This is a genomic window from Shewanella sp. SR43-8, assembly GCF_014163775.1.
GTDB lineage: Bacteria > Pseudomonadota > Gammaproteobacteria > Enterobacterales > Shewanellaceae > Shewanella > Shewanella vesiculosa.
This window is the reverse complement of sequence record NZ_JACJDX010000002.1, coordinates 1-16,970: the sequence shown is the minus strand read 5'-3', so window position 1 is coordinate 16,970 and position 16,970 is coordinate 1. Positions and strand designations below refer to the sequence as shown.

The window sequence follows — 16,970 nt, the reverse complement described above, 5'->3', positions numbered from 1 at the left end:
GTCTTAAGCTAATGCGATATCTCCTATCAACATAGGCCAATCTTCATCAAGTATTGTTACCCACAAAGGAATAGTCAGATCTTAGTCACAACTCTAGACTTAATTCAATGAGTAAGTCGCCAAGGTTAGCTAACATAAGAATTGAATAAAATCCGCATACGTTTAACCAACAGTGAATGCGAGATAACAAAAAATGCAGGGAATACATGATGAAGACAATAACAGTTAGTCCCGCTACAAAGGCGGTATTGAGTGCAGGGCTTATTGCTTTTGCGCTTACAGGGTGTGGAGGCAGCGATGGAACTAATGGCGAGGACGGACCTGACGGCATTATTGGTGTCAATATTGATGCAACATCGACCTTAAAAGCAACTTTTACTGACGCAAGCATCGTCGATGGGAAAGTCAGTGTTGCCTTTAACCTTAAAAATGCCAATGGCGTTGCGGTATTGGGACTAACAAAAGATCATGATCTCCGTTTTGGTATTGCCCAATTAACCCCAGTGACCGAAATGGTTGGTACTGAGGGGGCTAAAGTTGAAGTTGACCGTGGTTATCAATGGCAGTCTTATATCAACTCGGCCAAACAACCTAATGCTAGCTGGATAGCTGATGGTGAAACCAACATATCTCCTTCAGCACAATATCAAGCTGAGGTTGAAGCTGCATCAAAGTGTGTTGACTGCTTAGTGGATAATCTCGATGGTTCATACTCATACACTTTTCAAACTAATATTGCTCAAGTAACAGACCCAATAAGTATTACTTACCAAGCTGATGACACTCAGCGTATTACCTTAGAATTAAAGCAGCCACTAATCACTGCAAATGCCCATTATGATTTCCAACCTTCAACCGGCTTAACCGAAGGTATTGTGTCACGGGATGTAGTATCGATAACGGCTTGTTATACCTGTCATCAACCGGAAAGCTTAGCATTACACGGTGGTCGTCGAATCGATCTTGAAAACTGTGCTTCTTGTCATACCGCAACATCAGGCGATCCTGAAACCGGCAACAGTGTTGATTTTACCTATATGATCCATGCGATTCATAAAGGTCAAGATCGCGTCACCAGTACCGCAGACGGCGAAGTAGCTGCCCCTTACAAAGTCATTGGTTATGGCGGCGGATTGCACGATTACGGTAAGGTTATGTACCCACAAAAGCCTGCTGCAGATTGTAGTGCATGTCATGTTGAAGGGACTAATGCTCCCAAAGATGCCGCGCTGTTTAATGCCAATAAAAGTGATACCGCTTGTATTGCATGCCATACAGAGTTGGCGTCTCAACAACATGTTGGTGTCGGTACAAATTGTACTTCTTGCCATGTGGAAGAAGGCTATGGTCGCAGTGCAAAAGAAGCTCATGGCGATGTCATGAAAGCCTATAATGAAACCCAAACCATGAAGGTAGTCTTTAGCGATGTTACCGTGACAGCTGATAACAAGTTCAGTACTAACGTGAGCTTTACTGATGCCAGTGGTCAGATATTACCCGCTGAGTATATTGATGACGGTAGTCGTATTGTCATGGCATGGGACAGTGACAAAAACTACCCTACGTATCAAGATGCCAGTTACAGCAATCGTCGTATTAAATTAAGTGAAGGTACTGCCAACACAGATAATAGCTGGACGTTAGTTTGGGATAAGGTCACCTTACCAACAGATTATGTGGGTAAAACATTTGAACTATGGTCAGCAGTCACAGCCTGCTTTAATCATGGTGGCTACGGTAGACCGGAAGTTAAACTCACGGCTTGCAGTGCTGATGATATCCAAACAGTGGAAATCAAAAGTGAGCCTTATCATTTTGTTATGGCTGCAAGTGCAATAGACGATAGCCAAACCGCTGCCGTACGTAGAAATATTATCAATACCCAAAGCTGCCAAGGTTGTCACAACCAAGAAGTGTATCACTATGATAATGGTGTAAATTGCCAAACATGTCATACCGCAGATAAGACTCTTAAGACTGACAACACTTATCCTGGTGGCAAAAAATCAACCAGCTTTGCCTTTAAAGCTCACAGTGCTGAAGGGCATTACCTCAAGCATGCCGGTGTAGAATCTGGCACTGTGTTAAAAACCGACTGTAAAACCTGCCACACGGCTGATGGGATACAACTTGGTAGAGCCGCTGACAGAGTATGGCGTTATGGCGACATAGAAACGGGTGCAGATGTGTGGATGTCATCAGATACTGGAGCATGTTTAAGCTGTCATCAAAAGTATCGTACCGATGCCACTGTGTCTCATATTGAGTCCAATGGTGGTATTGTTGATGGTATGAGTGAAGACGATGTTCATACTCGTGCATCTGAAATATGTTCAACCTGTCATACGGTTGAACGAGTCACTAAAACCCATGGTTTCTAAGCTTAATATATAAATACTTAAATTGTTTTACCCATCAAAGACCTTAGCATATTGCTAAGGTCTTTTTTCTAGCGAGAACAATCATTCCCCTACAAACCCTGTATTTTATGTACCCCTTAATTAATAGGCAGATCGCCATCACACAATTACGTTCGCTTTACAGACGAGTTGCCGTTTGTAAAGTAATCTTAGTGTTGGGAAAATTAATTCCAACATCAACTTAACTGAAAAAGATAATTGCAGAAGATACTGCCAGTAAGTTAGATGGATGACCTTTGCAGGGAAAAATATGATGAATACAAAATACACAAAAATGGCATTGTTACTTGCTATGTCAGCGTCAATGACACTAGTAGGGTGTGGCGGAGGCGATGATGGTGAACCTGGCAATCCTGGCAACCCTGGCGGCGAGCCTGCTGAAGCGATCAAAACACTAAACTTAGATATCACCAAAGTCACTTATCAAGACAACAAACCGACTATTGAAGTTTTTGCAACCAATGAAAAAGACCTTCCGATTGCAGGCCTTAAAGACTTGGAAGTGAAAAAAGTGGTTCAATTGATTCCAGTTGGCGCTAGCGGACCGGGTAATTCAGCGCAATGGCAATTTATTGGATCCGAAAAAACCTTTACCGACCACGGTAACGGAAATTACAGTTTTACCGTCAATGTTGAAGGTTTTAATCCAGAGCTGACACAACGTTACAACGTCATAGCAAGTGCTTCTACTTTGCAAGACGGGGTTACCAGTGTTCCGCGTACCGAAATCACCGAAGATTTTGACGGCGAAGGGTTTCAAGCTAAATACACCAAAAACATAGTAAGCGGAGCCACTTGTAATACCTGCCATGCAAAGGGTGAAAGCATTTATCATAGCTACACGGACTTAGAAACCTGTACATCTTGCCATACCAACGAAATGGCCATTGAAAAAGACAAGGTTCAAGTTGAATTTAGCCATTTGATCCATAATGTTCATAACAATGCCAAAATGTATGGCCGCAACTTAGACAAGAGTGCAGAAGCAGCATATGCGATAGTCCAAGACAATTGCACCACTTGTCATGTCGATTCAGAACAACTAAGCGAATCGAACAACTGGTCTCGAATTCCAACCATGGAAACCTGCTCAAGCTGCCATACCAATATTGACTTTAAAACAGGTCAAGGCCATCCACAACAAGTGGACAATTCAAATTGTATTGCATGCCATAATGCAAGCTGGACAGAAGAAATACACACCACTTCATATACTCAGAAAAAAGCATTTATCGACTCATATGGCATGACCGCCACATTGACCGCGAATAAATCTAGCCCTGAAGACAAATCAGCAACGCTATCGGTAACGATTTTAGATGCTAAAGGCGTAGCCATTGATGCTGCAAGCTTAGTCAGCAAAATTCAACGAGTTGAAACGCTAACTAACGTTGGTCCTAACTTCCCGATTATGGGATATAACCCTAGCCCAGGCAGTGGTTTAGCTAAAATCAGCAAAGACTTTATCAAAGCGGGTCTATTACAAGCGGATGTGGTCATTGAATCAGGTAACTTGGTATATACCATTCCATCATTACCGTTTGGTGCCGGCGACACAGATACAGCCTTTAGCTTTATCGGTCTTGAAATGTGTAACGATGGTATCCAAGCCATTGATTGTGCAGACGGCGTAGCAACCACCAGCATGAAAGCTGAACTTACCGTTGGCACTTTCTCTGGTAATGCCCCTAGCTATCGTCACACTGACTCGGTCAATTTTGATTCATGTGATAATTGTCATGGCGACACGTTTGAGCTCCACAAAGGTCACCATGCTGGTTTTGTCATGTCAGAACAATTAGGCCGTGAGCTTAATGGCGAACTTACCGTAGGTTTAGACGGTTGTGTGGCTTGTCATACTCCCGATGGCACTTATGCATCTGGGGCTAATCAAGGCGCGATTGAAATGAAACTTCACAGTGTTCATGGTGAACAAGGCATTATCAAAGACTGTACCCAGTGTCATAACGACTTTAATCTTGATGCATTCAAAGTTAAAGGTGCACTCGCCACTTCTGCTGGCCTCTATACCACGCCTATCACAGCGACATGTGCTTCTTGTCATGGTTTTGACACGATTAAACAACATGCTGAAAGTCAGGGCGCAATTGTGAATGGTAGCTATCAAGAAGCCAATGATGCTGCGCAGTTAGAAACCTGTTTATTCTGCCATGCACCTACCATTGAAAATCACACACAAGTGAAATTTTAATTTGTTCATTGAGAGAGAAGCACAGCTTCTCTCTCATGCTATGACTTACTTCATCAAATGTTGATCATCAAAATGGACAAATTAGGAAGTCTACTTATGAAGACCACAAACTCAATCAATACCTTATTTTTCGCTCTACTGTGTCTAACAGCTTCGACTGTTTTTGTGTCGACTCACGTACAGGCGGCAAAATGGGATGCCAGCATGACGCCGGCAGAAGTTGAAGCCACGTTAGATAAAAAATTCGCCGAAGGCAAATACTCGCCTAAAGGCGCCGACTCATGCCTGATGTGCCATAAAAAGTCTGAAAAAGTGATGGACTTATTTAAAGGCGTTCATGGCGCTATCGACTCTTCGAAAAGTCCAATGGCAGGCTTGCAATGCGAAGCTTGTCACGGCCCACTAGGTTCACATAATCGTGGTGGTAAAGAACCCATGATCACCTTTGGCCCTACCTCTACACTCGCTGCAGATAAGCAAAATAGTGTGTGTATGAGCTGTCACCAAGATGATAAGCGGGTAGCATGGGACAGCAGCCATCATGCCAATGCTGATGTAGCTTGTGCATCTTGTCATAGCGTGCATGCTGCTCACGACCCTGTATTGTCAAAGCAAACTGAAATGGAAGTGTGTACCAGCTGCCATACCAAACAAAAAGCCGATATGAACAAGCGCTCAAGTCATCCTATGAAATGGAACCAAATGACCTGTAGTGATTGCCATAATCCACATGGCAGTTTGAGTGACTCAGATCTGGTTCAACCAACGGTTAATGAAACCTGTTACTCATGTCATGCTGAAAAACGGGGACCAAAGCTTTGGGAACATGCACCCGTTACCGAAAATTGCGTCAATTGCCACAACCCACACGGTTCGGTCAACGACGCTATGCTTAAAACTCGCGCGCCACAGTTATGCCAGCAATGTCATGCAAGTGACAACCATACCAGCAACGCTTATCTAGGTAACACGGATATGGGTTCAACTGTCAATGGCAATACCTTTACGGGTGGTCGCAGCTGCTTAAATTGTCATACTCAGATACATGGTTCAAACCATCCTTCTGGTAAATTACTGCAGCGCTAAGGAGATAATATTATGAATACTAAATTAAACCTCATTACCTTAGCGTTACTCACTAGCACCAGCTTTAGTCTTATGGCTGATGGGTATGGCCTAGTAAACGCTAAAACTGACAACATCAAATATGATGCTTGGAAATGTAAAGGCTGTGTTATCGCAACTGGTACCACTGGCACTGTAGGTGTGGGTATTGGTTACAACAGTGAAGATGATGTTCAATCCGCGAATGCATTTCATAGCAGCAATCAAACTGCAGGCAAAGTAGATGCTGATATTCGCTATCGCGGGAGTGATGGCTATCAAGCAAACGTGGCAGCCAATAACTTAGGTATGGACAACGGCCGCATGGAAATTGATGTTGGTAAACTAGGGTTGTATCGAATCAACCTTGGCTATCGATCCATTGCGACCTATCAAAGTAACAATGCATTAAGCCCTTACCAAAATATCGGTAGCGATAACCTAACTTTAGCCAGTAACTGGATTACCGCAGGTGCAAGTTCAGACATGCCAATGCTGTATAGCAGTTTAAACCCATTTGAATTGTCGCTTAAACGTGAACGTGCTGGACTTGGGTTTGAATATCAAACTGAATCAATGTTCACCACTTATGTTAATTTTCAGCGCGAAGAAAAAACGGGCACTAAGATCACCTCAGGCAGTTTCTTCACTCAATCGATGATGTTGCCAGAGCCTGTTGATTACACTACAGACATTTTAAACGCTGGAATTAAACTCCGCGGTGACAACTGGTTTACTAGTATTAACTACAATGGTTCAGTATTTAGTAATAATAACCAGCAACTCGGCTTTGACAGTGCTTTTAATCCAACCTTTGGCGCACAAAATAGAGGTTATATTGCATTAGATCCCGATAACGAAGCTCATACCATTTCGTTGTTAGGTCAATATAACGATTCCATTACCATTCTAAGTGGTCGTTTACTCTTAGGCCAAATGACGCAAGATCAGCAATTGACCCAATTAGGGTATAGCTACTCATTACCTGCAGACAGTATTGATGCCAAAGTCGATATCACTGGCATGACACTTAAAGCGGTAACTAAACTCAGTCGTGCATGGCGCCTCACTGGTAGCTATGATTATAACGACCGTGAAAATAATACCCAAATTGAACAATGGACCCAAATTAGCATTAGCGATGTTACCGGCAAAGTAAGGGATAACACCCCATACGATCTCACCACTCATAGAGCTAAATTATCAACTGACTACCGTATCAGCCATGGTATCAAACTCGATGCTGGTTATGATTTCAGGCGCGATGAGCGCAGCAATCAAGGTCGAGAAACCACTGACGACAATAACGTTTGGGCTCGTTTACGCCTTAATAATTTTGATATGTGGGACATGTGGCTTAAAGGCAGTTTCAGCAAAAGAGATGGTTCTGAATATAAAGCATCAGAATCATCATCAGCGGAGCAAAATCCATTATTGCGCCGCTACTACTTAGCTGATCGCGACCGCACTCAAATTGAGGCCCGCGTTAATCATAGTCCTATGGATAATTTGAATGTCGATTTTGGAGTTCGTTATGCTCTAGATGACTATACCAACACCCAGATAGGCTTGACTGAGTCCAAAGACACTAACTACGATATCAATATTAACTACATGATTAATGACGATATCAATGCGAGCACATTTTATAACCATCAAATCATAACATCCGCTCAATCTGGCAGTGCTAATTTGAATATTGCAACTTGGCAAGCCGAGATAGAAGATACAGTTGATGTGGTTGGTGCTGGCCTAAGTTATAACAACTTAATGGACAGTCGTTTACGCTTAGGCGTAGATTATACTTACTCAGACTCAGACAGCACGACCCAAGTCAGACAAGGTATTAGTGGTGATTACGGCGACTATTTTGCCAAAGTACATAACATTAATGTTTATGCACAGTATCAAGCAACCGAAAAAGTAGCCTTGCGAATAGACTACAAAATGGAAAAGTATCTTGATAATGACGACGCCAATGATATCGAACCCGATACCATTTGGAATGTGATGAGTTTCGGCAATTTACAGCATGACTACACAGCACACATGATTATGCTCAACGTCAGTTATAAACTGTAAGTAAAATAATAATGATGTGACAAAGTCAGTCATATTACAGAAAACGCCAACCTCTTTAGGTTGGCGTTTTGCTATCTGTCGGTTTGACATTAGCTATCGCGTAAATAGCTTTCTCGCCTAGCGCTTAAGCTCATCAATTAATTTTAAAGCTTCACTGTATAAAAAACTTGCAATCCATATACATTTAACATTATATTAACAAAGTGAATTGCTTGTGATTGAAAATTGGGCAAAAGGATTTTGCCCCCCATTTTATTATTAATTGTTTTATGTCTCGCCTCCCCCGTCAAAATTAGCACTGCTAATCTTTATTATCTTATCGGTTATGATCAGGTGCTTTATAGGCGTATTGTTTAGGATTAACAGTAACGGACTTTTTACTCATCAAGTCCACATTCACATCAACCAACTCCCACTATTTAAGCAACATCAGGTATCATTCAATACCGATATTGATGACTCAGAGAAATTCATGTTTCAGATTGATACCCAAATTGCCGCTAAAATTGTCAACCGGACCATGAAAATTATTGGCCATAATATCAATGTCATGAATGCGCAAGCCGTCATACTCGGTTCAGGCGAAGTCGAGCGAATTGGCACCATACATGAGGGCGCATTATTGGCTATTAGCCAAAATCGCAATGTTGAAATCAATCAAACCATCGCTTCAAATTTACAAGGAGTGAAGCCCGGGCTTAATTTGCCGTTACATTATCAAGGTCAAGTTGTTGGTGTGATTGGCATCACGGGTGAACCAGACACATTGAGCCACTATGGTGAGCTGCTTAAAATGACTGCCGAAATGATTGTTGAACAAGCTAACCTACAAGAACAATTACAATGGCAAAACCGTCAAAAAGAAGAGTTTATTGCTCAGTTGATTCATGCAAATGAGCAAGACTTACCCTCATTAAAACAATGGGCGCTGCAATTAGGTATCGATTTTAGCGTACCTAGAGTGGCGGCGATTATTGAACTCGACAGTCATAACCCTTTGTATCAGCAAGACAACCAGGCATTGAAACAAGTGCTGTATTTATTACAAAATCCGGTACGAGATAACTTAATTGCCATGACGTCGCTCACTCAACTGGTTATTTTGAAACCCGCTTTTTTAGACGGAAAACAATTTGATCCTGAACTTGAAAATCAACGCATCAATAAATTACTCAAACGCTTGCCCGCAAACATGCAACTTAGCTTGCACATTTCCTTAGGCCATTATTTCAGTGGTGATTTAGGCATCAGTTACTCTTACCGTACGGCCAAAGAAACCATGGACATTGGCAAGAAACTGCATCCGCAAAAAAGCAAATATTTATACCAAGATTACAGCTTACAGGTGCTGTTATCCGGCTTACGTCATCACTGGCGCGGTAACGCACTGGCAAGTCCCTATATGAAACTGATTGAAGTAGATAAAAACCAACAACTGCAAAAAACACTCGCCGCGTATCTTGAACATATGGGTGATATACAAACCTGTGCTAACAGTCTATTTATCCATAGAAACACATTACGTTATCGATTAGATAAAATTCAAACCATCACCAATATTGATTTGCACAGCTTTAATGGATTACTGAGTTTGTATTTAGGTCAGCTCATCCACCAGCCCAGCGCTTAGTTGTGCATTAGTACAAAAATAGTCTATTTGAGCATTGTTATTAGTGCGGATGAACAAAGTAATTTATCACTAAAGGTTTACCATGATGAATAACTAAACCACTCCAATAACAATAAATAACGAGTACTCTATGGGACTAATCTTGATCTTACTCGGCGTGATCGCCTTCATCGTCATCGCCACCTCCAGATTCAAACTTCACCCTTTTTTAACCCTTATCTTAGCGTCGTTTCTCACCGCATTTGCTTATGGCTTACCCAGTAACGAAATCGCTAAAACCATCACAGGTGGTTTTGGTGGTATTTTAGGTTATATAGGCCTAGTCATAGTATTAGGAACAATTATTGGCACTATCCTTGAAAAAAGCGGCGCAGCAATCACCATGGCAGATGTTGTCATTAAATTGTTTGGTCAACGCTTTCCAACCTTAACCATGTCAATGATTGGCTATTTGGTGTCTATCCCTGTGTTTTGTGATTCAGGGTTTGTGATTTTAAACTCATTAAAGCAATCAATGGCTAACCGCATGAAAGTGTCTCAGGTTGCCATGAGTGTCGCCCTCGCAACGGGACTATATGCCACTCATACCTTTGTACCGCCAACGCCAGGCCCTATTGCAGCTGCTGGTAACTTAGGCCTTGAATCACAACTGGGTTTAGTTATTGCCGTCGGTGTGTTTGTTGCCGCGATTGCCGCTTTTGCAGGTATGTTATGGGCCAACCGTTTTGCCAACGAACAACCTGACGGCGAAGGGGCTGAAGAACTTAATGCACAACTACCAGACTTTGACGATCTGAAAAAGGCATACGGCGAATTACCTAGCCCGCTAAAAGCCTTTGCGCCAATTTTTGTGCCTATTATCTTCATTTGTTTAGGTTCTATTGCCAATTTCCCTTCAAAACCGCTTGGTGAACAAGGTTTATTCGATTTATTAGTCTTTTTAGGCCAACCGGTAAACGCCTTAATGATTGGCTTATTTTTATCATTATTTTTACTTAAAGGGACTGAAAAAATTAAAGAGTTTAGTGAACGTATTAGCCAAGGCTTAGTAGTTTCGGCGCCAATTCTATTGATCACCGGTGCTGGTGGAGCCTTCGGTGCGGTGTTAAAAGCCACTGAAATTGGTGCATTTTTGGGTAGCAGTTTATCGGCATTGGGCGTGGGTATTTTTATGCCATTTATCGTCGCGGCCGCGCTCAAATCGGCACAAGGATCATCAACCGTTGCCTTAGTCGCCACCTCGGCCTTAGTGGCTCCATTATTAGGCGATATAGGCTTAGCCTCAGAAATGGGCCGCGTCCTTACCGTTATGGCCATTGGCGCTGGGGCAATGACAGTGTCACATGCCAACGACAGTTTCTTCTGGGTTGTAACTCAGTTTAGCCGCATGAGCGTCAAACAAGCTTACCGCGCGCAAACCATGGCGACATTAATTCAAGGTATCACGGCGATGATCACCGTTTATCTACTGAGCTTAATTTTACTGTAATTTATTATTCAGAGTCTTATATGAAAATCGTTATTGCTCCAGATTCATTTAAAGAAAGCTTAAGCGCCCTTGAAGTGGCTAATGCCATTGAAGATGGCTTTAAACAGGTGTTTCCTGATGCACAATATTGCAAAGTGCCGATGGCAGACGGCGGTGAAGGTACAGTACAAGCCATGGTTGATGCTACTCAAGGGCAAATCATTAATCTTACTGTTACTGGCCCGCTGGGGTTACCTGTTGACGCTTTTTACGGTGTGTTGGGGCAACTCGATGAAGACGGTAAGCAAACTGCAGTGATTGAAATGGCTGCGGCATCAGGGCTACATCTGGTGCCCGTCAATCAACGCAATCCGTTATTGACCACCAGCTTTGGCACAGGTGAGTTAATTGCCGATGCGTTAAATCGCGGCATCCGTCATATCATCTTAGGTTTAGGTGGCAGTGCCACCAATGATGCAGGCGCAGGAATGATGCAAGCCTTAGGGGTAACACTGAGCAATATGGCTAATGAGCCACTGCCTTTTGGTGGAGCTGCCCTTGCCGCATTGCATCATATTGATGTTCAGTCGTGCCATCCTGCCATAAAAGAGTGTGTTATTGAGGTCGCTTGCGATGTCGATAACCCATTGTGTGGTCCTCGCGGTGCCAGTGCGATTTTTGGTCCACAAAAAGGGGCCACAACCGAGATGATTGAACAGCTCGATCATGCTCTAGGCCATTTTGCTCACATGGTTAACCAACAACTTTATCAATCTGTTGATACTCAGTGCCAACTGCACCCTGGGGCTGGCGCGGCTGGAGGTATGGGGTTTGGCGTGATGACAATATTAAATGCCTCCTTAAAACCTGGGGTCGATATTGTCACCAACAGTGTTAAATTAGCAGAGTATTGCCACAATGCCGATTTAGTCATCACAGGTGAAGGTCGTATTGATGGTCAAACTGTGTTTGGTAAAACCCCCATGGGCGTATTACATGTCGCTAAACAGCTCAATATTCCGGTGATTGGCATTTCCGGATGCCTAGGCCCAAATGCAGATGCTATTTTAGCCGAAGGCATGCACGCTATTTTCGCTATTATTCCGGCACTACAGCCATTAGAACAAGTGTTGTCTGAAGCACAGGTGAATCTCACCAATACCGCCCGTAATATTGCGGCAATGTTGTCATTATCATTAGTGAAAAAGTAATCCTGTCAGCATAAATATCAATTGATATTTATGCTGACTTTACAATGCTAATGAAATTTATCGCAATAGGTCTCCCCTATTGATATCCGTTTTAGATGAATAACCTAGTATTGATCTCGAGTCACACATGCGCCGACCAATAACCACAATGTCACCGGCATTACCACCATAAGTATTCCTACCACAACAGATAAGCAGTCATCAGTATTTTTTCTACCCTAACCATCAGCATTAACACGATAAATACTTGAAGCCTAACCAGCCATACAGTAAAGTTAGCACCCTCATTTCGTCCTGAAGGTGCAGCGTTAATCGTAATGCATCAGTCAATGCTAACAGGATGGAGTTTTCATCATTACGGCAAGCAAAATGACCTCGAAAATCACCCGTCAAGCATACGCTTCAGAAGACAGCTTACTGCGTATTTTTACCGCACCTGAAGATTCAACCTCGACGTTGAGCATTATTGAACAGAAGTTGTCACAAGACCTTGCGGGGTTTTTAGGTAATAGCATCGCCGCACTGGAAAAGCCGCTATCAGAAATAGAAACCGATTTTAACGCTTATCAGATCCCCACCGATCCTAAGTTCGTTTCTGATTATGCCGACGAAATCATGCAAAATTTAGTGGCGCACTCAGTTCATACCGCTGCACCGAGTTTTATTGGTCATATGACATCAGCATTGCCTTATTTTGTGTTACCGCTGTCGAAGATGATGGTAGGACTGAACCAAAACTTGGTTAAAATCGAAACATCAAAAGCCTTTACGCCTCTTGAGCGCCAAGTATTAGGCATGATGCACCACTTGGTTTATCAACAATCAAACGACTTTTATGACCAATGGATGCACAGCGCAAATCATTCGCTTGGCGCATTTTGTTCAGGTGGCACGGTAGCCAACATTACCGCCCTGTGGATAGCCCGAAACCGATTATTGCAACCTAGCGGCGAATTTAAAGGTATTACTCGTGAAGGCATGACGAAAGCATTACGATTTTATGGTTATGAAGACCTTGCCATATTAGTGTCTGATCGGGGTCATTACTCATTAGGTAAAACGGCCGATTTATTAGGTATTGGCCGAGATAACATCATTAGTATCCCTACGGATGAACATCATAAAGTCGATGTTGCCGCCATGCGTGCAACCGCGGCTAAACTAGCACAACAAAATATCAAAGTGATGGCGATTGTCGGCGTGGCTGGCACAACCGAAACCGGTAATGTCGATCCATTAACTGAGTTAGCCGCTTTAGCCTGCGAGTTAAATTGTCACTTTCATGTCGATGCAGCTTGGGGCGGCGCGAGTTTATTATCCAACAAATATCGCCACTTACTAAAAGGCATCGAGCTAGCTGACTCAGTCACGATCGACGCCCATAAGCAAATGTACGTGCCAATGGGCGCCGGTATGGTGCTATTTAAAGACCCAGAACTGGCCAAAGCCATTGTGCATCATGCTGAATATATTTTACGCGTGGGTTCAAAAGATTTAGGCAGTCAAACGCTGGAAGGTTCGCGCCCAGGCATGGCGATGTTAGTGCACGCTTGCCTACAGATAATTGGTCGCGATGGCTATGAAATACTCATTAATAACAGCCTAGAAAAAGCCCGTTATTTTGCAACGATTATTGAGCAACATAAGGATTTTGAATTAGTCACTGCGCCTGAGTTATGTTTACTAACCTATCGCTACGTCCCCGGATCGGTACAAGCAATATTAACAACAGCCATATCGAATCAAGACACTGAGTTAATTGCAACAATCAACGAACTACTGGATGGATTAACTCAATTCATTCAAAAACATCAACGTGAACAAGGCAAATCATTTGTGTCACGAACACGGATTAAACCGGCAAAATACTTGCGCCAACAAACCACTGTATTTCGAGTGGTACTCGCTAATCCGTTGACCAGTCATCAAATATTGCATGATGTGCTCACCGAACAAGTCGAAATTGCAGCGTTAGACAGCGAATATTTACCACAGCTGTTGGCGTTGTAGAGCACAGACTCATAATAACTTCGATGTTTATAGCTTGTTAGCGACCTTCTCGTCATCCCGGCAGTGTTTTTAAGCCGGGATCCCGGTGTTTTCTTTGTACTTTTGTACTTTTGTACTTTTGTACTTTTGTACTCATGGCCTACGGCCACTAACGTCGTGGCGCTTCGCCCACACCAGACCAAGAGGAAACCAACGGCTGTTCCCTCTTTACTCTTTATAAAAGAATTGGCCCAGCCGCCACATCAAAATTATCTAAAAAGCGATAATTTCGCTACGTGGTACGATCCAGCTTTTGACTTCGCAGCCTGCCACGGCCCATCTTGCAGTAAAGAGTGAAAATGCTATCGCTTCCGATGGTACATCTGATGTGAATGGATTCACGAATGTCGTGATGGCAGGATGCCAAGGAACGACCTGTACCGCGAAAGCTAGCGAGCCATCCATGGCCAGCTCACGCATTCTTTTATAAAAAAGTCTTCAACGGCCTCAAGTTCAAAGCTGAATTTAGGCTTTTCAATCAGGGAATCTAAATCATTTATGCACAGAAACGCGTTAGATTCCTAAATCTAATTCGTGAGTTTCGGATTAAAATTTCCGAGTGCTGTGGCTTGTTATAAGCTAGCTTACCCACCCCTAATCTCCTCTATCCACGAAGGTACAGTGTACTCCTCATTTATAGCCTCAACATTTCGCTTAGAGAATAATAATTTATTTTTATCCAAGTCGAAAAATTGGTCAACTGACATAGGCTGAATGGCATAGTTGACACGAATTTGGGGTAATTACTCTCTAAGTTTGAGCTTGGCTTCTTGGAGATCGATCCTTGCGTTATGGCCATGCTTTTCTAGCAAATGAAGCAAGTTACTCCCATTTAATAATGTCAATGGCTTCCCCTTGGCAAATTCATATGCATCAGGACCAAAATTGGCAGTCGTGACAAGAATGCCTTTGGTAGCTCCTTCGTTAACGGTGGTACCAAACAGGTCTCTAACCGCTGAAACTCCAACCACGTTGGTATAGCGTTTAGCCTGAATTACAATCTTGCCCCCACGAATAGGATCTGGGTCGAAGGCAATCGCATCTACACCCCCGTCACGACTGGCTTGTGTAATTTTTACTTCTCCACCATTCATGGAGAATTCTTTTTCGAAAATCTCTCGGATGAGATTTTCAAAGTCCTGCCAGTCCATTGCCGCTAGGTTATCACCCCCATCGATACCATCAATAACTTCGTAAGCTGATACAAAACGGCGATCTTCCTTATTGATCGTCACAATGGGCGCCACTGGCGAAAGACCATGTAATTTACTACTTCCAATCCCTTTCAGTTGCTTAAAGCATAACTTAGGGTCAATTAAGTCTAAGTTAATGGCCAAAAATTCATCTTTGCTAACGCTAACTGACATAATACAAGCATTAACCCGATTGCCGGTTGCTTTATCGACTGAATACACCCAACCGTTAAAACAGATAGAGTAGATACTATTTATCAAATCAGCTTCATATAGTTCATGGATAGAGCGTAATACCATCTGATAAAGCAAATCATCGTAATGTGATTTCAGAGTCGCGTCTGAGATATATGATTCCACCATCTCATCTCGAGTGGCGACATATTTCACGCTTTTGAGGCGATTGATGGAATCTGGATTTGGCAGAGAATAATCAACCACGAGTAGCTTAGTGTCAGCTTGATACTCCAACTCCCAGTTTTGAGGGAAGTTTTCAGGGTACTCTGAGTTACTTAGTACCATGTCACAATAATCCACTATTGCTTCGGCTTCACCATGCAAATAACTTTGTTGTTTAGCCTTGATAGCTTCATTGCTCTTTCGTTGTTTTTCATAGAATTGACTTGATGTATCTAACCATCTGTCATGGTTTTTCTGATGTATATGGAACGCTTCTTGATTGGCAACATCAATTGCTGTCTTTGTTGTTGACCACTTTTTATAGTCTTCTTGAAATAGCGTCTTAGCTTCTTCCTCTCGCCTAGCCCTACGTTTATTGAAGACTCTGTCAAACAATCCAAGTTGTGGAATATATTTTTCGTTACTTGGAAGGGGTTCTATTGGTATTGACTTTGGTTCGGGAGCCTTAGGCTCTGCAAGCGTATATCGCTCATGTTTAATAAGTTGATCCCAATCAATGGCGTCATTCACAGAGAGTGTGTGTTTCAGCGTGCTTTGCATCGAAGCTAAATAAGCTTCTGCGGCTTCTGTTCTACTAGCAGCTTCATCCAGTTTCATTTCTTTGTTCTTTGCGACCTGAATTTTTTCCCTTTTTATCTGATCCGCGATCTTCTTTTTTTCCCATTCTTCTTTCCATTTCAACTCTTGAACATATGCCTTCTGGACGACAACATTTCGATCTGAGCCTCGAATATGCCGATATTTATTTAATCCATCGTGTCTAACTTCGATTTCCCACATTTGTCGCGCCATAGTCTAAAACTCCCTGTAAAAAGAAATAAGCATATATGTTAGATTACTATTTTTAAACTTCACTTATTCTAATACGTTATTCAAGATTTTATGTGAATCGTCACAATTAAAGTAGCAAATTTTTCGCATTACGAAAATTTGGTCAACTAGCTAGAACAGACGCTTAGAAAAAAACTCGCCACTAACAAACTTCGGGGCAAAACCAAGTTCGCTGTTAACTTAACATTCGTACCAAATGAAGCTAAATCGAAGAGATAGCATGAACCAGTGTAGATGCGACTGAGGGTATCGAAAACAGGGACGTTTTCGTTAAGCGTCCCGAAGCAGTATCTGCACATAAGCCCACTGCAGGTGATTGACTGCATTGAAGCTTCAAGCTTCAAGCTTCA

The 16,970-nt window shown here is 42.6% G+C and carries 9 protein-coding genes; 8 read left to right on the top strand and 1 reads right to left on the bottom strand.

The features are described from left to right. Positions 1-206: 206 nt before the first annotated feature. From H5114_RS02490 to panP, 8 genes are all read left to right on the top strand, one after another. Complete coding sequence (locus H5114_RS02490; protein ID WP_182722113.1) at positions 207-2,381, top strand: OmcA/MtrC family decaheme c-type cytochrome; 2,175 nt, start codon at positions 207-209, stop codon at positions 2,379-2,381. 289 nt (positions 2,382-2,670) lie between these two features. Beyond that, the gene (locus tag H5114_RS02485) at positions 2,671-4,632 is read left to right on the top strand and encodes an OmcA/MtrC family decaheme c-type cytochrome (protein WP_124016378.1); all 1,962 of its coding nucleotides are present in this window, start codon (positions 2,671-2,673) and stop codon (positions 4,630-4,632) included. A 96-nt stretch (positions 4,633-4,728) separates the two neighbouring features. Beyond that, positions 4,729-5,718 carry a DmsE family decaheme c-type cytochrome gene (locus tag H5114_RS02480; RefSeq protein ID WP_124016377.1) on the top strand — a complete coding sequence of 330 codons (990 nt, stop codon included), beginning with the start codon at positions 4,729-4,731 and terminating at the stop codon, positions 5,716-5,718. A gap of 12 nt (positions 5,719-5,730) precedes the next feature. Further along, a complete protein-coding gene (locus tag H5114_RS02475) occupies positions 5,731-7,818 on the top strand; it encodes an MtrB/PioB family decaheme-associated outer membrane protein (RefSeq protein ID WP_182722112.1) in 2,088 nt (695 codons plus the stop codon). Between the two features lie 472 nt (positions 7,819-8,290). Continuing rightward, positions 8,291-9,448, top strand: coding sequence for a sugar diacid recognition domain-containing protein (locus H5114_RS02470; RefSeq protein ID WP_124016375.1), 1,158 nt, complete (start codon positions 8,291-8,293; stop codon positions 9,446-9,448). A gap of 130 nt (positions 9,449-9,578) precedes the next feature. Continuing rightward, entirely contained in the window at positions 9,579-10,937 is a 1,359-nt protein-coding gene (locus H5114_RS02465) for a GntP family permease (RefSeq protein WP_182722111.1), read from the top strand. A 20-nt stretch (positions 10,938-10,957) separates the two neighbouring features. After that, on the top strand, positions 10,958-12,127 hold the full coding sequence (locus tag H5114_RS02460; protein ID WP_182722110.1) for a glycerate kinase: 1,170 nt from the start codon (positions 10,958-10,960) through the stop codon (positions 12,125-12,127). Positions 12,128-12,496: 369 nt separating this feature from the next. After that, positions 12,497-14,137, top strand: coding sequence for a pyridoxal-dependent aspartate 1-decarboxylase PanP (panP, locus tag H5114_RS02455; RefSeq protein ID WP_182722109.1), 1,641 nt, complete (start codon positions 12,497-12,499; stop codon positions 14,135-14,137). Between the two features lie 782 nt (positions 14,138-14,919). Here the strand turns inward: panP and H5114_RS02450 are convergent. Further along, complete coding sequence (locus H5114_RS02450) at positions 14,920-16,569, bottom strand: restriction endonuclease (RefSeq protein WP_220492423.1); 1,650 nt, start codon at positions 16,567-16,569, stop codon at positions 14,920-14,922. Positions 16,570-16,970: the final 401 nt, after the last annotated feature.

Excerpts from the sequence above, each read along its gene's own strand:
- H5114_RS02490 (WP_182722113.1), top strand. The coding sequence starts at position 207 with ATGATGAAGACAATAACAGTTAGTCCCGCTACAAAGGCGGTATTGAGT.
- H5114_RS02485 (WP_124016378.1), top strand. The coding sequence starts at position 2,671 with ATGATGAATACAAAATACACAAAAATGGCATTGTTACTTGCTATGTCA.
- H5114_RS02480 (WP_124016377.1), top strand. The coding sequence starts at position 4,729 with ATGAAGACCACAAACTCAATCAATACCTTATTTTTCGCTCTACTGTGT.
- H5114_RS02475 (WP_182722112.1), top strand. The coding sequence starts at position 5,731 with ATGAATACTAAATTAAACCTCATTACCTTAGCGTTACTCACTAGCACC.
- H5114_RS02470 (WP_124016375.1), top strand. The coding sequence starts at position 8,291 with ATGTTTCAGATTGATACCCAAATTGCCGCTAAAATTGTCAACCGGACC.
- H5114_RS02465 (WP_182722111.1), top strand. The coding sequence starts at position 9,579 with ATGGGACTAATCTTGATCTTACTCGGCGTGATCGCCTTCATCGTCATC.
- H5114_RS02460 (WP_182722110.1), top strand. The coding sequence starts at position 10,958 with ATGAAAATCGTTATTGCTCCAGATTCATTTAAAGAAAGCTTAAGCGCC.
- panP (WP_182722109.1), top strand. The coding sequence starts at position 12,497 with ATGACCTCGAAAATCACCCGTCAAGCATACGCTTCAGAAGACAGCTTA.
- H5114_RS02450 (WP_220492423.1), bottom strand. The coding sequence starts at position 16,569 with ATGTGGGAAATCGAAGTTAGACACGATGGATTAAATAAATATCGGCAT.